Genomic DNA, 21588 nt, shown 5'->3' with positions numbered 1-21588 from the left:
TACTCTAGGCTGTAATACCATTCCAATACCGGAGTTAGGACATGAAGCGACGCAACAGGAAGTCGGGCCTGCGCCTGCTCTCGGTCTTGGTGGCGGCAGGACTGGCCGCACCTGCGCCGGCCGAGCCGGTCACCCAGCCGGCGCTGTTCCCGACCCCGGTGTCGATCGCGCTGGACGGGGAGACGATCGCCTTGGGCCAGTCGGTGGTGCTGGTCGTCGCGCCGGGCGCGGACCCGGCCTCGGTCGCGTTGGTGCGCAGCCTGCTCGGTGCGGCCGGCGTCCGCAAGATCGCCACCGCTTCGCGCCTGCCGGCCACGCTCGACCGTCCGCACATCGTCATCGGCACCGGCGAGGCGGCTGTGGTGCGCGATGCATTGACGCGCAGCAAGGCGACGCAGGACACCCATGCCGAAGGCTACACGCTGACCAGCGTCGCGCTGGGTAGTGGCCTGATCACGCTGGCCGGGCACGACAGCGATGGCCTGTTCCATGCGGTGCAGACGCTGCGTCAGCTGCTGGAGCGGCCGGCCATTCCGGCGCTGACCATCCAGGATTACCCGGCCATGCCGATCCGCGGCACGATCGAAGGCTTTTACGGCGCGCCCTGGTCGATGGCCGATCGCAGCAAGCACATCGATTTTCTGGCGCGCACCAAGGCCAATACCTACATCTATAGCCCCAAGGACGACCCGTACGCGCGCGACCGCTGGCGCGATCCGTACCCGAAAGCGACCTTGAAGGCGCTGGGCAAACTGGCGGCCAACGCCAGGCGCAACCATGTCGATTTCGTCTATGCGATCTCGCCCGGGCCCAGCGTGTGTTTTTCCGATCCCGCCGATGCCAAGGCGCTGCTGCGCAAGTTCGATGCGTTCCGCGCACTGGGCGTGCGCAGCTTCTATGTGGCGTTGGACGATATCGAATACACCAAGTGGAACTGCGAACGCGACAAGACCACCTTCGGCGATTCCGGTGCGCAGGCGGCGGGCATCGCGCAGTCGCATCTGCTCAATCTGGTGCAGGCCGATCTGGTCGCCCGCCACGACGCGACATCGGAACTGATCATGGTGCCCACCGAGTATTACGACGCCAAGGAAAGCCCGTACAAGGAAGCGCTGCGCAAGCACCTGGACCCGAAGATCGTGGTGCAGTGGACCGGCACCGACGTGGTGCCGCCGGCCATTTCCATCCCGGATGCGCGCGCCGCCACCAAGGCGTTCGGACGCAAGACGCTGCTGTGGGACAACTACCCGGTCAACGATTTCGAAACCTCGGCCGGGCGCTTGTTGATGGCACCGTATGCGCGGCGCGAGGCCGGGCTGTCGGCCGAGCTGTCCGGCATCGTGTCCAACCCGATGAACCAGGAGGTGCCCAGCCGCGTGGCGGTGATGGGGCTGACCGCGTACGCCTGGAACGACACCGGCTACGACGCGCAACGCACCTGGCATGCAGCGGCGCGCGATCTGGCCGGTGGCGATGCGCGGGTGACGGCGGCGTTGCTGACCTTCTTCGACACCCAGCATCTGGCGCCCACCTTCGGCAGCCAGCCCTGGCAGGAGCAGGCACCACGCCTGAAGGCCGTGCTGGACCAGGTGCGCGAGGCGATCGCACTGGGCGATGCCGCAGCGCGCAGCCAGGCGATTGCAACATTGGCGCGCACCGCCGCCGACATCGCCGCCGCGCCGCAGATCATTCGCGATGGCGTCGCTGACAAGGGCTTTGCCGAACAATCACGCCCATGGCTGGAGGCGATGGAGGGTTGGGGTCGCGCGCTGCAGAAGACCGCGGCCGGGCTGGAGGCCGCCAATCGCGGTGACGCGCAGGGCTCAGTTGCATTCGCCGATGCGAGGCGGATCGCCGCCGAAGCGGCAGCGATCCCCTCGATTCCCGGCGCCACGCGTTTCGGCGGGCCGGTCAAGATTGCCGACGGGGTGCTCGACCGCTTCGTGGCAGACGCCCCGACGCTGATCGCCTACAGGGGGCCAGCCGTGTCGGCGGCGGTGGAGCACTGACGGCGCTACTGGCTCTTGAGGGAGTCACGCGCCGCGTTTGAGACGGCGATAGAGCCGCTTCCAGCCGCCGCGCAGGCCACGCACCCAGCCCGGCTCGGCGCTGCGCGCGGCCTCGTCGGCGGTGGGTGCGATACCGGCCAGGCGCTGGCGCATCTTGTGGAAATTGGCCACGTCGCTGCGTTGCAGCTGGCGGGCCAACGCGCCACGCCGCAGCCAGCGCGGGAAGCGCCAGGCCGAGGTGAAATCGATCAACACCGGCACCCCGGCACTGACCACCACGTTGGTGCCGTGCAGATCGTTATGGGTGATGCCGAAGGCATGCAGGCGACGCAGCGCCTGCTGCAACTGTTGAAAGACTTCCTGGCCCACCACCGCACTGGCGCTGAGCGTGTCGCCCGGGATGAACTCCATGCCCAGCGCCAGACCGCCCAACGTGCCGAGCAGGGCCGGGGCATGCCGCCAGCCGTGCAAGCGGCGCAGCATGCGCGCCTCATGGCGGACCATCAGCCGTGCGATCGGTGCCAGCAGCGTGCGGCGATACCGGCCGTAGTCCTTGACCACGGCCAGCTGCCCGTCCAGATGGGTGCGGTAGACGTCGGGCTCGAGCAGCCGCGTGCCCTGCTTGAGCAGAACGGGAGTGACGACCTGCAGGCTGGACACATCCAGCGGTTGGTAATGCATGACAGTTCTCCAGACCCTGGCGGCGCGGAGGTGTCACGCGGGACGCAGGTCCATGGGGATCACGATGGATCGGGATCGCGCAATTTTAGAACTTGCGAGTATTGAAATTACATTTGTTTAACAAATGAAATGTTCCGGACATGGAACAGCCTTTCAATTCAGGCGGTTGAAGCGCTCGGGTCTTGCAAAATTACCGGGGCAGAGGCCATGCGGGAGCGCTGTGCCGGCGCGCTGGGCGGCCGCACGCGGCACCACGGCCGCGGTGCGATCTCGCCCGACCGGGACCGAAGCTGGCGATCGGCTCGCGGTGGATCGACGGGGGGTGCGGCACATGTCGAAGCCGCTTGCGGCTGCGTGCGGTCGGATACGCGTCGCGCCGCTTCTTGACAGTCAATGAGACTCCAGACACTGTGCGCGCTGCGGTCAGGGGGCTGCATCACACGCGCGTCGCGCACATCCACGTCGGTGTGCCACGGTCTGTGCCTTGGGCATTGCGGTGATGCGGGGAAGCTCCCGAAGAGATGACGGCAACTGCGCCACTTCCAGACGCCGTCGGGTTCGCCTGCGCGCGCACGGATGCGGGAACGATGGAGGACCACTCATGGGGAATGCGATGAAAAGGACTGCAACACTGCTGTTGGCCTGCACGGCGCTTGGCGTCACGGCACAGGCCTCGGCGCAATCGTTGTCGCGCGGCTGGGACAGCTACCGGCAGCAGCAAAAGCAATCGCAGGCCGGTACGCAGGGGGGCCCTGCGCCGGCAGCGCCGCCGTCGCGTCCAGCGCAAGCCGGCAGCGGCGGCGCGCCCACGGCCGTCGGTGGAAGCGGAAGCGCGAGTGTGGTCGACCAGACCGGCGGATTTGCCACCGTCACGGCGCAGACGCCCGCGGTAGATGCGCCACAGGCGCCGGCTTACGCAGCAGCGCCAGTCCAGGCAACGGGCACTGAGCAGACCGAGCAATCGCGGATCGACAGCGGCGCGTTTATTAGCGTGCAGCGGGGTAGGGGCGAGGTGTTCAGTGGCTACAAGCAGGACATGCTTGGCCTCAGCGCCGGCTATCGCTGGCGTGCCGGCTCGGTGACGTTGATCGGGCTCGAGGGGTCGGTTGGGCGCCTGGACCGCGGAGACTCGACCGACGATGTGTTTATTCCAGCAGTGAAGTTTGTCGGCATCGGCGGTACGGCCCGTTTCAATTTTGGTGACACTCCACTGTTTGCTGTGGTGCGTATTGGCTCATGGTATGCGGAGGTCGCAGAAATGAGTGATGAAATCTACGGTGGCTACGCTAGCCTTGGCCTGGGCGTCGATCTCGGCAAGCACGCGAGTGTGAGCGCGATGTACACCAACTACATTTACGCCAACGATTACTATGACTACGCCGAAGACACCACCATCAATCGTGCCGATGTACTGAACGCGGCACTCGAAGTCCGCTTCTGATGTAAGCGAATGATCCAGGAAGGGCGGGCGGTGGCGTCCGCCCTTCCGCGTCGGATGTATTTCAACAGCGACTTGGCAGACGGCAGTTTTTGTTGAGGCCGCACCTTGATGACGCGCCGCATACGGTCATTGGCGTTGCACGGACATCCATGCGGGTTGTTGTAGTGTCACGGTCAACGCATTAGCTCAGCCGTTGGTGAGGGCAGATGGACGCAGTGGCGCAGTTTTTGACTGACGAACAGGACCCGGTAGCCGTGGGCAAGATCCTGCCCAAGGTGAACGAGTTGCTGACACGGGACGAGCAGGTCGAGTACATCGCCGTGCAGAAGAAGATGGTGATGAACCTGTCGCCGGATGCGGTGGTGCTGACCAACCGCAGGTTCATCGTGGTCTCCCCGAAACTGTTCGGCATGACGTTTCGCGATTTCCCCTGGCGCGAGGTGCTCGATGTGCACATGAGCGAACAGATGCTCGGGGCCACCATCATGTGCCGCACCACGCAGGGTGCGTATGCATCCATCGATAGCCTGCCAAAAAAGCAGGCGCGTCGCGTGTATGCCTATGCGCAGCAGGTGGAAGAATCGGCCTACGAAAAACGCCAGCAGCTGGAATTCGACAAGTTGCGCGCCTCTGCTGGCGGTGTGGTGGTGCACGCTCCTGCGGCGCCGGGTACGGTGCCGTCGGCCCCGCCGATCGCGGTGGCCGTCACCGATGATCCGATGCAGGTGCTGAGCAAGCTCAAGCAGCTATTGGATGCGGGTTTGGTCACGCAGGAAGAATTCGATGCCAAAAAGGCCGAGGTATTGGCACGGCTGTAAGGCTGCTGGCAGATGCAGCAGGTAGCCGTCAGCTGGCGGGGATTGCGCGGACCCAGGAATGCCTGACGAAACCTAGCGAGCAATCGTAAACCGTGCGGAAGACGCGCCGAGAACCGGAGCGTAAAGCGTGGTGCATGCCGATTCCGAGCACCGGCCGTGCCAAGCGGTGTATGCGTGGGTTCGGGAAGTCACTTCAAGCGGCACTCTGCGTGCTCTGCGCTTGCCGCAGCCGGCGCGCAGACCGCTGCGCCGGTCGTGGGGTGCCAAGCTACGGCAGTCAAGACCGGCACGTGGTCGTCAGGCGGGCGGACGCAGCTTCGCTTGCCGCTTCTCTGTTTGCCGCATGGACATGGCGGCTGCTCCGCCTGCCATGCCCATCTGACGAGCGTTCACCTTGGTGCCGCTGGCAGTCTTACTCGCCCAGCGCCTTGGCCACAAACGGCGGTGCGACCAGCACGCCGGTATGCAGGTGGGCGGTGTAGTACAGCGTCTCGAAACCCTTGGCCTGCGCGGCGTCCTGGCGGAAGGCGAAGTCGGCGTTGGCCTGCTTGCTGGCCATGGTCACGCTCCACCAGCCGGTGGGGTAGCACGGCTGCGGGAACGGCAGGGTCTTGAACGACTGGAAGCCGGCCTTGCCCATTTCGGTGCGCATTTCGTTGATCAGCGCCAGTAGCGCCAGCGGCGACTCGGACTGCTGCACCAGGATGCCGTCGTCCTTCAGTGCCTTGAAGCAGCTCTCGTAGAAGGCCTTGTTGAACAGGCCTTCGGCCGGGCCGACCGGGTCGGTGGAGTCGACGATCACGATGTCCACGCTGCCGGCCGGGCAGTTGGCCATGTAGGCCACGCCATCGTCGAACAGCAGCTCGGCGCGCGCGTCGTGGTTGGAATCGCACAGCTCGGGGAAGTACTTCTCCGACATGCGGGTGACCTGCTCGTCGATATCGCACTGGGTGGCGCTTTCCACGCCCGGGTGCTTGAGCACCTCGCGCAGGGTGCCGCAGTCGCCGCCGCCGATGATCACCACCCGCTTGGGCGCGGCGTGGGTGAACAGCGCCGGATGGCTGATCATCTCGTGATAGAAGAAATTGTCGCGGCTGGTCAGCATCACCGCGCCGTCGATCAGCATCAGCTTGCCCCAGTCGGTGGTCTGGTAGATCTCGATCTTCTGGAACGGGGACTGCACCTCGTCCAGCTTGCCACTGATGCGGAAGCCGATCGCCGAGCCGGTGGGCTGGAAGTGTTCGATGTACCAGTTGTCGTTGGTGCTCATGCGGACGTCCTAATTCTGGAAGAAGCGGGCTGTTCCTTCTCCCGGCGGGAGAAGGTGGCGCGTGGCGCCGGATGAGGGTCGGGCGCAGCCTCATGCAGTCGGACTGCGTGGCGGCTGACCCTTGCTCGGCCCCGCTCCGACCAGGAGCAGGGCGTGAAGTCGGCGCGGATTGTAACGGACCCTGCGCGTGCCAGGCGTTACACTTCACGCCCTTTTCGCCCCAGCCGAGACAACGAAATGAGCGATTGGTCCCTCGACCAAGCCCGCAAGACCTACTCGATCCCGCATTGGGCCGATGGGTATTTCGATGTGAACGCCGCCGGCCACGTGGTGGTCACCCCCACCGTCGACGGCCCGTCGGTGTCCTTGCCGGAGGTGGTGGATGCCGCGCGTGCGGCCGGCGCCAAGCTGCCGCTGCTGGTGCGTTTCCCCGACATCCTCGGCCAGCGCCTGGGCAAGCTGCAGGCGGCGTTCGCGCAGGCGCAGTCCGAGTGGGATTACGCCGGCGGCTATACCGCGGTGTACCCGATCAAGGTCAACCAGCACCGTGGCGTGGCCGGCACCCTGGCCAGCCACCATGGCGAGGGCTTCGGCCTGGAAGCGGGAAGCAAGCCGGAGCTGATGGCAGTGCTGGCGCTGTCGCGTCCGGGCGGACTGATCGTCTGCAACGGCTACAAGGACCGCGAATACATCCGCCTGGCGCTGATCGGCCGCAAGCTCGGCCTGCAGACCTTCATCGTCATCGAAAAGCCCTCCGAGCTGAAGCTGGTGCTGGAAGAGGCGCGCGCGCTGGACGTCAAGCCGGGCCTGGGCGTGCGCATGCGCCTGGCCTCGCTGGGCGCGGGCAAATGGCAGAACAGCGGCGGCGACAAGGCCAAGTTCGGGCTGTCGCCGCGTCAGGTGCTGGACCTGTGGAAGACGCTGCGCGACACCGAGTACGCCGACAGCCTGAAGCTGCTGCATTTCCACATGGGCTCGCAGATCTCCAATGTGCGCGACATCGCCAACGGCATGCGCGAGGCCACGCGCTATTTCGTGGAGTTGTCGCGGCTGGGCGCGAAGATCAGCCACGTGGACGTCGGCGGCGGCCTGGGCATCGATTACGAAGGCACCCGTTCGCGCAGCTATTGCTCGATCAACTACGGCCTGCATTCCTACGCCAGCAACATCGTGCAGCCGTTGGCCAGCGCCTGCGAAGAACACGGCCTGACCCCGCCGCGCATCGTCACCGAATGCGGCCGCGCGATGACCGCCCACCATGCGGTGCTGATCGCCAACGTGTCCGAGGTGGAGCAGGCGCCGGAAGGCCGCGTGCCGGACGCGCACGACGACGAGCCGGCAGCGATCCGCCACCTGCGCGAGATCCACGACGAGCTCGATGTGCGACCGGCGGTGGAACTGTTCCAGGAGGCGCAGCACTTCCATGCCGAAGGCTTGAGCGCGTATGCACTGGGCCAGATCGACCTGACCCACCGCGCGCGCATCGACGACCTGTTCTATGCCATCGCGCACGGTGTGCGTGCACGCCTGAGCTTCGACGAGAAGAGCCACCGCCCGGTGCTGGACGAGCTCAACGAGCGGCTGGTGGACAAGTACTTCGTCAACTTCAGCGTGTTCGAGTCGATCCCGGATGTGTGGGCGATCGACCAGGTGTTTCCGATCGTGCCGATCGAGCGCCTGAACGAAGCCCCGCAGCGGCGCGGCATCATTGCCGACATGACCTGCGATTCGGACGGCATGGTCAAGACCTACGTCGAGAACGAGAGCCTGGACAGCTCGATGCCGTTGCACACCTTGAACCCGGGCGAGAGTTATCGCATCGGTTTCTTCCTGGTCGGTGCCTACCAGGAAATCCTCGGCGATATCCATAACCTGTTCGGCGATACCGATGCGGTGGAAGTTGCCGTGGACGGCGAGGGCTATCGCATCGTGCAGCAGCGTCGCGGCGACACCACCGATGTGATGCTGGACTACGTGGGCTACCAGCTGGACACGCTGCGCGCGACCTATGCCGAACGCATCGCCGCAGCGCAACTGTCGCCCGAGCGCGCGCAGGAGCTGCACGACGCGCTGGAGGCCGGCCTGACCGGCTATACCTATCTGTCCGACGAGCCGTTGGGCTGATGCATCGCGCGCTGCGGGCCTGCCCCGCAGCGCGTTGATCCTTGTCATCGAGCAATCCGCTTCGTGCGCTGCAGGTGTGGAAGCCCGCGCGGGGCACTGGCTCGCCGCATTGCCCAACGGCGCAATGGGACTGGCATCCATCACGTCGCACGCGATCTTCATCGCACAGTGGCGTCTTGATGGCGCGGCTTAGGGCGGTGTGTCAGGCGGGCTCAGCTACACCATGCATTACGGTCTGCGCAGCGTCGCAGCACCAGCACCAGCACCAGCACCAGCACCAGCACCAGCAGTGAAACCCAGCGACGCTTCATGCCGATGACACGCAGGCGACGCTTGCATGGTCGTGCGAACACCGGCGAGGTTGCTGCAGAAAACAGCGTGTTTCGTGCAGTGATTTGCACACGACGCAGGCGCATCAACGCCTGCATGCGCACTGGTCTTATGCGTGGCGATCGTCGAAGCGGGGCGGGCGCCGCTTCTTATCCATTATTGCGCTCAGGAAATCGACATCCCATGCGCTGTGGTTGCAGATGGCGCATGTTGCCGAATGCCCGCCGTTTTACGCAGTGATTGGCTAGAAATACAGCCGTATCAACGCTGGCGCGCGCACTGGTCTTATGCACGCTGCTCGCTACGAGTAACCCGATAAGCGCAGCGTCTGTTCGCTGTCCGGCGCAGAGCGTTGCGCATTTGATGCTGCATTCCAGGTGTTTTTCTTGCAATGCGCATCGGTTGGCATTGCGTCTGCCTGCAGCTATGCATCCAGAACACTAGTTGAAATCACACTTCGGTAAAAAAATTTTGCACCTCACGCGCAATTCGTGATTTTTGCACGGTTCTGTCCGAAGACGAATTGTTAGTGTCTGTTTAACTTGTCGGGATGCAAGTTGCTCCAATCAGACATCTGCACATCGGGGTTTCGATCGTGCCTGTCGCCTCGTAGTTGCCTGTCCATTGTGCGTTTCCACTGCGTATTGCCGGCATCTGCCGGCAGTCGATGGTGTTTTCTATCTTGCGTTTCATTACCAGGTGCTGATCCGGCGTCACTTGGACCGCAATGCGGCCAGGGCGCTCCGGGCGACCGCGCGCCACACAAAAGGAAGCTTGCAATGCACGCCGATGCCGCCCCGCTGTTTCCCTTGACCAGAGCGCAACGCGGCCTGTGGGTGGCCAGCAAGTTGCATACCGACAACACCTTGATGTTGTCCGAGGCGCTGGAGATGTTCGGTCCGCTGGATCCTGCGCTATTGGTCCGCGCCACGTTGCAGCTGGCGCGCGAGTTCGACACGCTGCGGCTGTGCATCGTGGAGCACGACGGCGTGCCGCGGCAGGTGATCCTGCCCGAGTACACGGCGCCGGTTCCCTACTTCAACGTCAGCGAAGATCCCGCACCGCGCAATGCCGCCGAGCACTGGGTGGACGAACAGATCCGCCAGCCGGAAAACCTGGAGCATGGGCCGCTGTGGCATTGCGCGGTGTTCCGGCTCGGCGAAGACCACCATATGTGGGTGCAGTGCGTCAGCCATCTGGTGATGGACGGTTATTGCGCATCGATCATGATGCAGCGCATGTCGGTGCTGTACAACGCGTACGCCGCAGGCGTGGAGCCGGAACCTGCGCACTACGGCAGTGCGCTGTCGCTGGTGGAGATGGAGCAGCAGTACCGCGCCTCCGACCGCTTCCAGCGCGATCGCGATTACTGGATGCAGCAGCTTGCCGATCTGCCGCCACCGGCAACCCTGGCACGCCCGGGCAATCATCTGTCCACCGGGTTGTTGCGCGGCACCGGGCAGTTTTCGCCGCAGCAGGTGGTGCGCTTGCGTGCGATGGGCAAGGACTACGGCGCCAGCCTGCCGCAGATGCTGATCTCGCTGATCGCCGCCTATTACTACCGCTGCACCGGTGCCGAAGATCTGGTGCTGGCGATGCCGGTGACCGGCCGTATCAATGCGCGCTACCGCCAGACTGCCGGGTTGGTGGCCAATGTGATCTCGCTGCGCCTGAAGATGGATCCGCAGCAGCCGATCCATGCGTTGTTTGGGCAGGTCGCGTCGGTGGTCAGGCATGCCTTGCGGCACCAGCAATATCGCTTCGAGGACGTACGCCGCGACATCGGCATGTTCGGCATCGACCAGAAGTTCGCCCGCCTGGCCGTCAATATCGAAGCCTTCGATTACGCGCTACGCTTTGGCGAGGCGTACGCGATACCGCATAACCTGTGCAACGGCCCGGCCGACGATCTGACCATTTTTTGCTACGAGCGTGGCGACGGCGCGGTCCTGCGCTTCGATCTGGACGCCAATCCGGCGTTGTACGACAGCGACGAGCTGGCCGAACACTGCCGTCGCCTGACCCATCTGGCCGATGCCGTGCTGGCAAACCCGGAATGCGCGCTGGGTGAAGTGGACGTGCTGGGCGAGCAAGAGCGCCACCGGTTGCTGCACACCTGGAATCACACCGCCGCAACGCTACCGGAACCGGCCACGTTGTTGCACGGCATGTTGCAGCGTGCCGAGATCATGCCTGCGGCCGTTGTCGTGCAATACGAAAACCGCACCCTGGACTACGCCACGCTGTGCGAGCTCGCCTCGCGGATCGCTGCGCAATGGGTGGCCGATGGGGTGCGCCCTGGCGATGTGGTCGCTGTCGCGTTGCCGCGCAGCGAGCATCTGTTGGTGGCCTTGCTGGCCATCATGTGGAGCGGCGCGGCCTACCTGCCGCTGGACCCGGAAAGCCCGGCGGCGCGCAATCGGCAGATGCTCAACGATTCCGGTGCGATTGCGCTGGTCTGCGAGCCGGCATTGTGCGAGCGCTATCTGCTTGGCGGCATGGTCTGGCTGGACCCGCGCCCGGCGCAGCTGCCGGCGGCGATCGCCCCAAGGGCGACTCCGGATGGGACGGCGTACGTGCTGTACACCTCCGGCTCCACCGGCACGCCCAAGGGCGTGGAGATCAGCCATCGCAACCTGTTCAATTTCCTGCATGCGATGGAACACGAGCTGGCCTTGCGTCCGCGCGACCGCGTGCTGGCGGTCACCACCATCACCTTCGACATCGCCGGGCTGGAGCTGTATCTGCCATTGCTGGTGGGCGCGCGCGTGGTCATCGCACCGGCCGGCATCAGTCACGATCCGCGCAGTCTGTCGCGCCTGATCGTCCACGAGCAGATCAGCCTGGTGCAGGCCACGCCGTCGCTGTGGCGCATCCTGCTGGCCAATCAGGATCTGGCGCTGGATCGCATCCATGCCCTGGTCGGTGGCGAGGCCCTGGTGCCCGAGTTGGCGACGCAATTGTTGAGCCGGGTCGGGCGCCTGACCCAGTTGTACGGGCCGACCGAAACCACCATCTGGTCGACCATCATGCCGCTGCAGTTGACCGATGCGGCCGCGCCGCCAATCGGCAGGCCGCTGCTCAACACACGCGTCTATGTGCTGGATGCGCAGCGGCAGCCGTTGCCGACCGGTGCGATCGGCGAGCTGTACATCGGCGGTGCCGGCGTGGCCAAGGGCTATCGCGGCAAGCGCCAGCTCACCAGCGAGCGTTTCCTGCGCGACCCGTTCGCCGACGACGGCAGCACCATGTACCGCACCGGCGACCGCGTACGTCAGCGTCGCGACGGCCTGCTGGAATTCATCGGCCGCGCCGATGCGCAATTGAAGATCCGCGGCCACCGCGTGGAGCCGGCGGAAATCGAAAATGCATTGCTGCTGCATGCGCAGGTGGCGCAGGTGGCGGTGGTTGCGCACAACGATGGCGACAACGCCGTGCAACTGCTCGCCTACGTGGTGGGCAAGCATGGCAACACGCCATCGAGCGAGTTGCTGCGCGCCCATCTGCAACAGCGTCTGCCGGCCTCGATGATTCCCAGCCTGTGGATGCCACTGCCGGCGTTGCCGCTGACGGCCAATGGCAAGCTGGATCGCCGCGCCTTGCCCGCGCCGGGCGCATTGCCCAAGCGTGCGCATGTGGCGCCGCGCGATGCACTCGAACATCAACTGGCGGCCCTGCTGCAGGAGGTGCTGGGCATCGAGGTGGTGGGGGTGGACGACAACTTCTTCGAGCTCGGTGGCGATTCGCTACGGGCGGCAGAGATGGCGGCACGCTTCCCGCAACTGTTCGGCGTGGAGCTGCCGCTGGGCGCGCTGTTCCATGCGCCGACGATTGCCGGCCTGTCGGAGGTGATCAAACGCAGCGCGCAGGCACCCAACGACCCGCTGAGCGTGCTGTTGCCGATGCGCGCAGGCAGCGCGGGCGTCACGCCGTTGTTCTGCATCCATCCAGTCATCGGCCTGGGCTGGTCGTATCTCACCCTGCTTGGCCAGCTCGATCCGCAGTGGCCGGTGTACGCATTGCAGTCGCCGGCATTGAGCGACCCGCAGCACCGTCCTGAAAGCATCGAGGCGATCGCCCGCGATTATCTGGCGCGTCTGCGCAGCGTGCAGCCGCATGGCCCGTATCGCTTGATGGGCTGGTCGCTGGGCGGCCTGATCGCGCACGCCATGGCCGCCGAATTGCATGACCTGGGCGAACAGGTCGAGTTGCTGGCGATGCTCGACAGCTACCCGCATCTGGAACAGGCCGCCGCGCTGCCCGAAGCGGAAAACGTACGTGCATCGGTACATGCGCTCGGGCTGACGCTGGCGCACGACCAACCGATGCCGACCACCGTGGCTCAGCTGGCCAGCCTGTTGTGCGATCACTACGGCTTGACCACCTTGCCGGCGGTGCAGCAGTTGCTGAAGCAGCGCCCCACGCTGCTGGACGACCTGGGCGCAGTGACCCAGCATCACCTGCACCTGGCGCGGCGTCACCGGCCGCGCACATTGAACCAGGATGTGCTGTTCGTCGAAGCCAGCGTGCGTATGAGCTCCGGTGGCGACGAGGCGCAATGGGTGGATTACCGGCCGCAGGCATGGCGTCCGTATGTGCGCACGCTGCATCTGTACGCCCTGGACAGCGATCATCACTCGATGCTGTCGGCTGCGCACTCGGCAACGCTATGTGCGCTGCTGCACCAGGCCACTGCACAGGTGCCGCAGCGCGATGCCAGCATCGCCAGCGCCAGTGCCAACGACGGGGTAGCCGAATATGCCTGAGTCTCTCGCTTCGGCTGCAGCCAACCGCCCGGTCGTCATCGCCACCCTGGGCACGCACGGCGATGTGCGCCCGATCATCGCGCTGGGCCGCGGTCTGCAGCAGCGCGGTTACCTGGTGCGGGTACTGACCAGCACCAACTTCGAGGCATTGATTCGCGCCAACGGGCTGGAGTTTTTCCCGCTCAGCGGCGACCACCAGAAGTTGCTGCAGGGCAACCCGGACGTTGCAGAAATGCGTGGCGGCTGGCGCGGTATCTGGGGCACATTGCGCGCACAGCTGCTGAGCTGGGCACGCGACTGGGCAGAGCAGGGCCGGGCGGCGTGCGCCGATGCCGGCTTGATCCTGGGCGTGGGCAGCGCAAGTTTCCTTGCGCATAGCCTGGGTCAGGCCTATGGGGTGCCGGTGTGCTTTGCACAGCTGCAACCGCTCACGGCCTCGCGCCATCTGCCGTTGATGGTGATGCCCAACGTGCGTCTGCCCGGGCGTGTGAGCGTGGCCTTGCACCACGCGGTGCGGTTTGCCGGCTGGCAGCTGATGCGCCCGGCGCTCAACGATATCGTGCGGCCGGCGCTGGGGCTGCCGGCGTATCCGTGGCGAGGCCCGGACCGCAGCGCGCTGCGTGTGATCTACGGTTACAGCGCGCAGCTGTGCCCACGTCCGCCGGACTGGCCGCAAAGCGCGCAGGTCTGCGGATTCTGGCAACTGCCGCAGCCGCAATGGCAACCGCCTGCCGCATTGCAGGCGTTTCTGCAGGCCGGGCCGCCGCCGTTGTATATCGGCTTCGGCAGCATGACCAGCCGCGATGCGGTGCAGCTCACCGCCACGGTCAAGGCCGCCGTGCGCCTGACCGGGCAACGCGCCTTGCTGGCCAGTGGCTGGGGCGGGCTGGAAACCGCCGACACCGCCGCTGCGGATGACGCCGGGCGTTTCTTCCATCTGGACCAAGCGCCGCACGATTGGTTGTTTCCACGGGTGACCGCAGCCGTGCACCACGGCGGCGCCGGCACCACCGGTGCTGCGCTGACGGCCGGGATTCCGTCGGTGGTGTTGCCGTTCGGCTACGACCAACCGTTCTGGGCGCACTGCCTGGCACGACGTGGCGTGGCGCCACCGGCCCTGGTGCGTGCCGGCTTGCAGCCGGAGACGCTGGCCGAGGCGTTGCGCCAGGCCAGTGCCCCGGCCATGCGTGCGGCGGCACGCGCGCTGGGCCAGCGCATCCGCGACGAAGACGGCGTGCGCAGCGCAGTCGATCAACTGGAAGCGTGGGGGCTGTTGCATCCAGGCGCGCGGATGACACGAATCGAGCAGGCGGCGGTGGCCTGAGGCCGGGAGTGCCGTGTCGGCCTCAGCGGCGCGCGGCGTGCCCGCCGACGGGGCAGTGTCATGCATGCGCCAGCGGGTAAGCGCGGCCAACACAACGCCGCGCTCGCCGTCAGGGCGCACAGCCGTGCTCGTTGCGGCACGTGCCACTGGCACATGCTGGTTCTCTGAGCGTGCGTTGCCTACCTCCAGACGGGTGCGCGCAACCTGCGCATGGGCGTGGGGCATACGGCACAATCGGTCTTCCTCATTGCCGATCGCCCCTATGCGCTATCCCGCCCTGGACCTGCTGCGTGGTATCGCCATCGTCTGGGTGATGCTGTTCCATTCGTTTGTGGTCGGTGGGCTGGGGCCGGACTGGGCATGGCTGTCGCGCTATGGCTGGATGGGGGTGGACCTGTTCTTCGTGCTCAGCGGGTTTTTGATCGGCACGCAGGTGCTGAGGCCGCTGGCGCGCGGGCAACGCCTGGACTTCAAGGAGTTCTATCTGCGCCGCGCGTTGCGCATCCTGCCGGCGTTCTTGCTGGTGCTGGTGATCTACATGGTGTGGCCGGATTTTCGCGAGTCGCCCGGGTTGGCGCCGTGGTGGATGTTCGTCACCTTCACCCTGAACCTGTTCGTCGACTACGGCCGTGATGCCGCGTTCTCGCACGCCTGGTCGCTGTGCGTGGAAGAACATTTCTATCTGGTGTTTCCGTTGCTGGCGACGCTGCTGCTGCGTCGACCCTCTGCAGCGCGGTTTGTGATGCTGTGCATGGCGGTGGTAATCGCGGGCATCGCGCTGCGCGCCGGCTTCTGGTTGCACAACACTGCCCTGGACAGCGCTGGCCTAGGTCTGCAGCGCAACTGGTTTATCGAAGACATCTACTACCCGACCTGGAATCGTCTGGACGGCCTGCTGGCCGGTGTCGTGCTGGCGGTGCTGAAGGTGTTTCGCCCCACACTGTGGCAACGGCTGCAGCAGCACGGCAACGCCATTCTGTGTGCCGGCGTGGCGATTCTGGCGCTGGCACTGTGGCTGTTCCGCGAGCGCACCGGCCTGATCGGCAATGCGGTGGGCTGGCCGGTGCTGTCGCTGGGACTGGCCTTGCTGGTGCTCGCCGGCACCGCCAGTAGCGGTGTGCTTGGCGGTTTGCGCGTGCCGGGCGCGGCTTGGCTGGCAGCCATCTCCTACAGCCTGTATCTGACCCACAAGGCCGTGTTCCATCTCACCCAGGGATGGTTCGGCCCGGCGCTGGAGGGGCGGGGTGTGCTGGCATTTGCGGTGTATGGCCTGGCGGCAGTGCTGGGCGGCGCGCTGTTGCATTACGTGGTGGAGCGCCCGTTCCTGCAACTGCGCGACAAGCTGCTGCGGCCAGCCGCGCGGCCGTTGACTGCCGCCGGTCGCGGCTGACCGGGCAAAGCAAAACGCCGCGCAATGCGCGGCGTTTTCGTCATCCCTGGCGGTGCGCCGGTTGCAGGGCCGCACCGAGCTTGGATGCTGCGCAATCTGCCCACGCGCCGACCAACCCACCATCGGATCGCGGCGCGACCGGGGCATTGGCGTTGCAGGCCATCGTCACTGCGCGTCGCGGGCTACCTGGAAACCGGCGAACGACTGCGTCACCGGCATGATTTCCAGCCGGTTGATGTTCAGGTGCGCCGGCAGGCTGGCGACGTAGAAGATCTGCTCGGCGATGTCCTCGGCGGTCATCGGGGTGGCGCCGCGGTACAGCGTGTCCGAGGCGGCCTGGTTGCCACCGGTGCGCACCAGGGTGAACTCGGTTTCGGCCATGCCCGGTTCGATCGAGGTCACGCGCACGCCGGTACCGTGCAGGTCTGCGCGCAGGCCCAACGAAAACTGCTGCACGAACGCCTTGGTGCCGCCGTACACGTTGCCGCCGGTGTAGGGGTAGGTCGCCGCGACCGAGGCGATGTTGATGATGGCGCCGCGACGTGCGATCAGCGCCGGCAGCAGGCGGTGGGTGAGGGTGACCAGTGCGGTGACATTGGTGTCGATCATCTGCTGCCACTGCGCAAGATCGGCCTGCTGCGCGGGCGCGGTGCCCAGTGCCAGGCCGGCGTTGTTGACCAGCACATCGATATCGGCGAATGCGGCAGGCAGCGCGTCGATGGCCGCCGACAAGGCCTGCGCATCGCGCATGTCGAACGCAGCGGTGTGCACCTGGCCGGCGGGCAGGTCGGCCGCCAGTGCGTCCAGGCGATCGGCACGCCGGCCGGTGGCGATGACCTTCCAGCCGGCGGCGGCAAAGCGGCGTACCGCAGCGCTGCCGAAGCCGGAGGTGGCACCAGTGATCAGGACGGTCTTGGACATGGGAACTCCAGGGGATGGGGGAAAGCTTGAAGTGGCTCGAAAACGTGGCGAGCGATGGTCGGGTGGGTGCTGGCGGCGCGCTCGGACCCAAAGTGTACGAGGGGTCGGAGCCGCGTCGAGCATCGTCCGCGCCCGCCTGGCGGTGGGCGCAGTCGTTGTGTTTGTCGTTCTTAGGGGACGCGAACCGGACGGGCAGCTGCGTCCTGACGTGCGCGCAACATGTCTGCGGTGAGCGCTTCGCGGGCGATCACATGCCCCCGGCGCAGCTGCAGCAGCACATAGCCAGCCGGCGCGTCGGACGACGAGTTCTCCGCAGCTGGCAGCGCGGCGATCACCTCGCCATCCACCCACACCGCCGCGACCGGCGCGCGCTGGCCGGGGAACAGCACCGCCAGCGGTAGTTCCGGTGGCGCCTCGGCGCAGGCACCCAATACCACGCGATCGAGCACCAGCTGCTGCGCGTCCATGCGCCAGAACGCCTGGTAGCCACGCCAGTTTGCGCTGCAGCTGCCCAGGGCGTCGCCCGCCTGCGCCACGAAGCGCTTCCAGGTGGCGGGGTCGTCCAGCGGTCCGGACAGCGGCTCGGCCAGCAGCGTTGCCTGCTGGCCATCGATCTGGATCTGGTCGGGAATCTGCTCGGTGGCCTGCGCCGTGCCGATCAGCCCAAGCAGTCCCAGTACCGTGCTGGCGAGGCGGCGCATCACCGCGCTTACTGGGCCTTGATCGCGATGGCAGGCAAGCCGCTGCCGGTAAGCTTCTGCTTGGCTTCGGCCAGTTCGCTTGCGGTGCCGTACGGCCCCATGCGCACGCGGTAGACCGTCTTGCCGCTGATGTCGGCCGATTCCACGCGCGCGGCCAGGCCCATCATCGCCAGCTTGGCCTTGGTCGACTCGGCGTCGCCGGAGGCGCCGAACGAGCCCGCCTGCAGGATGTAACGGGTGTTGTCGGTGGCGGCCGGTGCTGCCGCCGCCGTCGCAGGCTTCGGAGCCGTCGCGGCGGGCGTGGCGAGTGCTGCGCTGCTGGCCGGTGCCGGCGTGGCTGCCGGACGTGGCTGGGCGGCTTCCGGCAATGGCTTGGGCGCGCTGGCGGCGGTTTCTTTCAGGGGCATCGGCACGCTGGCCGCCGGCGTGGCCGCAGCGACGCTGGCGGCGGCCCCCGGCGCCGGCGCGACGGGTTTGCCTTCCAGCGCCGCGCGCGCGCGCGCGGCCTCTTCGGCACGCGCGCTGGCGGCCAGTTCGGCATCGGACATCTGCACTTCCTTGCCGGGCAGCAAGGTGTAGAAGTCGTACTGGGTTTGCGCATCGCCCGGCTTGGGCTGCGGTTTGGGCTGGGGGGTGCTGGGCTTGGGCAACTCGGCCGGCGTGTCGGTGTCGGCATCGGCCACCGGTTCGGGCTGCGCGTCCGGATTGGCGCGGGGGCCGACACGGAGGAAGCCGTCGCCATCCTTCTTGAACAGATTGGGGGCGGCCAGGAAGATCACCGCCGCAATCGCGGCGCCCGCCACCAACCACACCCAACCGGGCGTGCCATTGCTGGTGTTGCGTCGTGCCTGACTCTTACCGCGTCGTGCTGCCATCTACCACTTCTCCGAATCGTGTCGTTGCGGGCGGTGCGCCCGGCTTGGTGCGGCGATCGCTGCCGCTGCGTCTGCCTTGGGCGGCGCAACGGACGCGCGGGGCGATGGAGTCCGCCGCTGACCGCGCAGGCAGGCGTGCGCTCCACGCCTGCCCGGTTGCTTGCAGTGACTACATCTTTTCCGGGGCGCTGACGCCGAGCAATTCCAGGCCGTTGGCAAGCACCTGCTGGGTCGCGACGGCGAGGGTGAGTTTGGCGTCGCGCTCTGCGGCATCGTCCACCAACAGCTTGGTGTTGTGATACCACGTGTGGAAGGCATGCGCCAATTCACGCAGGTACTGCGCGATCTGGTACGGCTCCAGTGCCTGGCCGGCGATTTCCACCACTTCCGTATAGCGCGACAGCTCCAGCATCACGTTGAGCGAATGCTCGTCGTCCAGCCGAGCGAGCTGTGCAAGACCGTTGGCCTGCTCGTACTTGAAGCCCTTTTCCTGCGCCTGGCGCAGCACGCTGCACACCCGTGCATGCGCGTACTGCACGTAGAACACCGGGTTGTCGTTGCTCTGCGCGCGGGCCAGGTCGATGTCGAAGGTGAGCTGCGAATCGGGCTTGCGCGCGATCAGGAACCAGCGCACCGCATCGGCGCTGGTTTCCTCGATCAGGTCGCGCAAGGTGACGTAGCTGCCGGCACGCTTGGACAGCTTCACTTCCTCGCCGCCACGCATCACCGTGACCATCTGGTGCAGCACGTATTCCGGCCAGCCCTGCGGGATGCCCAGCTCCAGCGCCTGCAGGCCGGCGCGCACGCGCGTCAGCGAGCCGTGGTGGTCGGCGCCCAGTTCGGTGATCGCGCGCTCATAGCCGCGCTGCCACTTGGTCAGGTGATAGGCCACGTCCGGCACGAAGTAGGTGTAGGTGCCGTCGGACTTGCGCATGACGCGGTCCTTGTCGTCGCCGAAGTCGGTGGACTTCAGCCACAACGCGCCGCCTTCCTCGTAGGTATGGCCGGAGGCGATCAGCTTCTGCACCGCTTCTTCGACCTTGCCGTCCTTGTACAGCGAGCTTTCCAGGAAATAGATATCGAAGTCGACGCGGAACGCGGCCAGGTCGTGGTTCTGCTCGTTGCGCAGATACGCCACCGCAAAGCGGCGGATCGATTCCAGGTCGGCCGGGTCCTTGGTGCCGGAGACCAGGTGGCCTTCCAGGTCGACGGTGTCGCCGGCCAGGTAGGCGTTGGCCACATCGGCGATGTAGTCGCCGCGGTAGCCGTTTTCCGGCCAGCCCTCGCTGTCGGGGGTGAGCCCCTGCGCGCGCGCCTGCACCGACAGCGCCAGGTTCTCGATCTGCACGCCGGCATCGTTGTAATAGAACTCGCGCTTGACGTTCCAGCCATTGGCATCGAGCACACGCGCCAGGCTGTCGCCGATCGCCGCAGCGCGGCCATGGCCGACATGCAGCGGGCCGGTGGGATTGGCCGAAACGTATTCCACCCCGACCGAGCGGCCGTTGCCGGCCAGGCCGCGACCGTAGTCGTTGCCCTGCTTGATCACATGGGCCACCTCGCGCTGGTACGCGGTGGGCGCCAGATGAAAGTTGATGAAGCCGGGCCCGGCGATCTCCACCTTGGCCACATCCTCGCTGGCCGGCAATGCGGCCACCAGCGCCTGCGCCAGGGCGCGCGGATTGCTGCGCGCGGGCTTGGCCAGCAGCATCGCGGCATTGGTGGCGAAGTCGCCATGTTCGCGTGTCTTGGGTCGCTCGACCACAAAATCCGGCGGCAGGGTGTCGGCGGGCAGGGTGCCGTTGGCGCGCAAGGCTTCGATGCCTTGGCCGATCAGTGCGCGGAGTAGGGCTTTCACGTGGGATCTGCTTGGAACCAAACCAGCGATTTTACCCGACCGCGCGGCACACGGTCCGGCCGATGGTTCAGGTCGGCGCGGCGGTGTGACGCGATCCACCCAGATGCCGCGCGACGGCCAGGCGGGCGCGGCCGGTGTTTGCCGCCGGCAGATGCCCGCGTGCGCTGTGGCTCACCCGTGGCACAGGCTGCTTCGCGGCCGGATTGATTGATCATCGCGCGCCGCTGCCCTGGCACCGCGCGCCACCGCCCCGGCTGACCACGGCAGCTACCCGGATGGCATCGCTTCCGATAGGGCATCAGGCGCGCCAGTCCAGCCAACCGCGCTCGGCCAGCGAGACCGGCCGGCCGTCGCCGATCACGAAGTGGTCCAACAGGCGAATATCCACCAGGTCCAGCCCTTGCAGCAGACGTTGGGTGACGGCGCGGTCGGCCTCGGACGGCTCCGGATTGCCGGACGGGTGGTTGTGCCCGACGATCACCGCCGCGGCGTTGTGCAGCAGTGCCCGCCGCACCACTTCGCGCGGATGGATGTCGGCGCCGTCGATGGTGCCGGTGAACATTTCCTCGAAGGCGATCGCGCGGTGGCGGTTGTCCAGAAACAGTACCGCGAACACCTCGTAGGTCCGTGCGCGCAGCCGCTGCGAAAAATAGCGGCCCACACTGGGCGGGTCGCTGAGCGCCTCGCCGCGCTCCAGCCCGCTCATCAGGTGGCGGTGCGCCAGTTCCAGCGCCGCGTTGAGCTTGCACGCCGAGGCCGGGCCCAGGCCAGGCAGGCGCGCCAGGGCCGAGGCCGGGCGGTCCAGCAGCACGCGCAGCGGCCCGTGCCGGTGCAGCAGCTCGCGCGCGGTCTTTACCGCGTCCTGGCCGCGCAGCCCGGAGCCGACAAAGATCGCCAGCAGCTCCGCATCGGACAGGGCAGGGGCTCCGCGCGCCAGAAGTTTCTCGCGCGGGCGTTCGTTGGTGGGCCAGTCGTGTATGTGCATATGGCGAGATTGCCGGTGCTTATCGCGCACGCCCATCAGGCCGGACGGGGGCATCGGCTAATCTAGTTGTCCTTGTAACCGTAGGACGACTCCGA

At 66.3% G+C, this 21588-nt stretch carries 15 protein-coding genes; 7 read left to right on the top strand and 8 right to left on the bottom strand.

What is annotated here, in order from left to right; translation table 11 throughout:
• The first annotated feature begins 41 nt into the window (after positions 1-41).
• Positions 42-2009 (top strand): beta-N-acetylglucosaminidase domain-containing protein, encoded by a 1968-nt coding sequence (locus FHY19_RS14965; protein ID WP_259166998.1) that lies wholly within the window; start codon positions 42-44, stop codon positions 2007-2009.
• Between the two features lie 24 nt (positions 2010-2033).
• On the opposite strand, the gene FHY19_RS14960 is transcribed toward FHY19_RS14965, so the two are convergent.
• The gene (locus tag FHY19_RS14960; RefSeq protein WP_259166997.1) at positions 2034-2690 is read right to left on the bottom strand and encodes an RIO1 family regulatory kinase/ATPase; all 657 of its coding nucleotides are present in this window, start codon (positions 2688-2690) and stop codon (positions 2034-2036) included.
• A gap of 613 nt (positions 2691-3303) precedes the next feature.
• Here FHY19_RS14960 and FHY19_RS14955 point away from each other — a divergent pair.
• A complete protein-coding gene (locus FHY19_RS14955) occupies positions 3304-4131 on the top strand; it encodes a hypothetical protein (protein ID WP_259167339.1) in 828 nt (275 codons plus the stop codon).
• Positions 4132-4337: 206 nt separating this feature from the next.
• A complete protein-coding gene (locus tag FHY19_RS14950) occupies positions 4338-4949 on the top strand; it encodes a PH domain-containing protein (RefSeq protein WP_115050978.1) in 612 nt (203 codons plus the stop codon).
• A gap of 412 nt (positions 4950-5361) precedes the next feature.
• Here the strand turns inward: FHY19_RS14950 and speE are convergent, their stop codons facing one another.
• Positions 5362-6219 carry a polyamine aminopropyltransferase gene (gene speE, locus FHY19_RS14945; RefSeq protein ID WP_259157038.1) on the bottom strand — a complete coding sequence of 286 codons (858 nt, stop codon included), beginning with the start codon at positions 6217-6219 and terminating at the stop codon, positions 5362-5364.
• A gap of 237 nt (positions 6220-6456) precedes the next feature.
• Between speE and speA the strand changes: the two genes are divergently transcribed.
• The gene (speA, locus tag FHY19_RS14940) at positions 6457-8343 is read left to right on the top strand and encodes an arginine decarboxylase (protein WP_259166993.1); all 1887 of its coding nucleotides are present in this window, start codon (positions 6457-6459) and stop codon (positions 8341-8343) included.
• Between the two features lie 212 nt (positions 8344-8555).
• On the opposite strand, the gene FHY19_RS14935 is transcribed toward speA, so the two are convergent.
• Complete coding sequence (locus FHY19_RS14935) at positions 8556-8771, bottom strand: hypothetical protein (RefSeq protein ID WP_259166992.1); 216 nt, start codon at positions 8769-8771, stop codon at positions 8556-8558.
• A gap of 681 nt (positions 8772-9452) precedes the next feature.
• Between FHY19_RS14935 and FHY19_RS14930 the strand changes: the two genes are divergently transcribed.
• The 3 genes from FHY19_RS14930 to FHY19_RS14920 all read left to right on the top strand — a co-directional run bounded on the left by FHY19_RS14930 (position 9453) and on the right by FHY19_RS14920 (position 16153).
• Positions 9453-13439 carry an amino acid adenylation domain-containing protein gene (locus FHY19_RS14930; protein WP_259166990.1) on the top strand — a complete coding sequence of 1329 codons (3987 nt, stop codon included), beginning with the start codon at positions 9453-9455 and terminating at the stop codon, positions 13437-13439.
• Complete coding sequence (locus FHY19_RS14925; protein ID WP_259166989.1) at positions 13432-14763, top strand: glycosyltransferase; 1332 nt, start codon at positions 13432-13434, stop codon at positions 14761-14763. Before FHY19_RS14930 ends, FHY19_RS14925 begins: the two co-directional genes overlap by 8 nt.
• A gap of 262 nt (positions 14764-15025) precedes the next feature.
• A complete protein-coding gene (locus FHY19_RS14920; RefSeq protein ID WP_259166987.1) occupies positions 15026-16153 on the top strand; it encodes an acyltransferase in 1128 nt (375 codons plus the stop codon).
• A gap of 165 nt (positions 16154-16318) precedes the next feature.
• Here FHY19_RS14920 and FHY19_RS14915 read toward each other — a convergent pair whose 3' ends face one another.
• The 5 genes from FHY19_RS14915 to radC all read right to left on the bottom strand — a co-directional run bounded on the left by FHY19_RS14915 (position 16319) and on the right by radC (position 21529).
• Positions 16319-17074 (bottom strand): SDR family NAD(P)-dependent oxidoreductase, encoded by a 756-nt coding sequence (locus FHY19_RS14915; protein WP_259166985.1) that lies wholly within the window; start codon positions 17072-17074, stop codon positions 16319-16321.
• A gap of 170 nt (positions 17075-17244) precedes the next feature.
• Positions 17245-17778, bottom strand: a complete 534-nt coding sequence (locus FHY19_RS14910) for a hypothetical protein (protein ID WP_259166984.1) — start codon at positions 17776-17778, stop codon at positions 17245-17247.
• Positions 17779-17783: 5 nt separating this feature from the next.
• Positions 17784-18650: an SPOR domain-containing protein gene (locus FHY19_RS14905; RefSeq protein WP_259166983.1), complete on the bottom strand. Its 867-nt coding sequence runs from the start codon at positions 18648-18650 to the stop codon at positions 17784-17786.
• A gap of 169 nt (positions 18651-18819) precedes the next feature.
• The gene (gene argS / locus FHY19_RS14900) at positions 18820-20508 is read right to left on the bottom strand and encodes an arginine--tRNA ligase (RefSeq protein ID WP_259157026.1); all 1689 of its coding nucleotides are present in this window, start codon (positions 20506-20508) and stop codon (positions 18820-18822) included.
• 298 nt (positions 20509-20806) lie between these two features.
• Positions 20807-21529 (bottom strand): DNA repair protein RadC, encoded by a 723-nt coding sequence (gene radC / locus FHY19_RS14895; protein ID WP_259158272.1) that lies wholly within the window; start codon positions 21527-21529, stop codon positions 20807-20809.
• Positions 21530-21588: the final 59 nt, after the last annotated feature.

Source organism: Xanthomonas sp. 4461 (assembly GCF_024806475.1).
GTDB classification, from domain to species: Bacteria; Pseudomonadota; Gammaproteobacteria; order Xanthomonadales; family Xanthomonadaceae; genus Xanthomonas; species Xanthomonas arboricola_F.
Note: the sequence above shows the minus strand (reverse complement) of the source record. Positions and strands in the feature narration are given on the sequence as shown.

Bases quoted from the DNA above. Each gene is read 5' to 3' on its own strand.
- FHY19_RS14935 (WP_259166992.1), bottom strand. From the start codon at position 8,771: ATGCAGGCGTTGATGCGCCTGCGTCGTGTGCAAATCACTGCACGAAAC.
- FHY19_RS14905 (WP_259166983.1), bottom strand. From the start codon at position 18,650: ATGGCAGCACGACGCGGTAAGAGTCAGGCACGACGCAACACCAGCAAT.
- FHY19_RS14920 (WP_259166987.1), top strand. From the start codon at position 15,026: ATGCGCTATCCCGCCCTGGACCTGCTGCGTGGTATCGCCATCGTCTGG.
- FHY19_RS14965 (WP_259166998.1), top strand. From the start codon at position 42: ATGAAGCGACGCAACAGGAAGTCGGGCCTGCGCCTGCTCTCGGTCTTG.
- speA (WP_259166993.1), top strand. From the start codon at position 6,457: ATGAGCGATTGGTCCCTCGACCAAGCCCGCAAGACCTACTCGATCCCG.
- radC (WP_259158272.1), bottom strand. From the start codon at position 21,529: ATGGGCGTGCGCGATAAGCACCGGCAATCTCGCCATATGCACATACAC.
- FHY19_RS14930 (WP_259166990.1), top strand. From the start codon at position 9,453: ATGCACGCCGATGCCGCCCCGCTGTTTCCCTTGACCAGAGCGCAACGC.
- FHY19_RS14960 (WP_259166997.1), bottom strand. From the start codon at position 2,690: ATGCATTACCAACCGCTGGATGTGTCCAGCCTGCAGGTCGTCACTCCC.
- speE (WP_259157038.1), bottom strand. From the start codon at position 6,219: ATGAGCACCAACGACAACTGGTACATCGAACACTTCCAGCCCACCGGC.
- FHY19_RS14925 (WP_259166989.1), top strand. From the start codon at position 13,432: ATGCCTGAGTCTCTCGCTTCGGCTGCAGCCAACCGCCCGGTCGTCATC.
- FHY19_RS14955 (WP_259167339.1), top strand. From the start codon at position 3,304: ATGAAAAGGACTGCAACACTGCTGTTGGCCTGCACGGCGCTTGGCGTC.
- FHY19_RS14915 (WP_259166985.1), bottom strand. From the start codon at position 17,074: ATGTCCAAGACCGTCCTGATCACTGGTGCCACCTCCGGCTTCGGCAGC.
- FHY19_RS14950 (WP_115050978.1), top strand. From the start codon at position 4,338: ATGGACGCAGTGGCGCAGTTTTTGACTGACGAACAGGACCCGGTAGCC.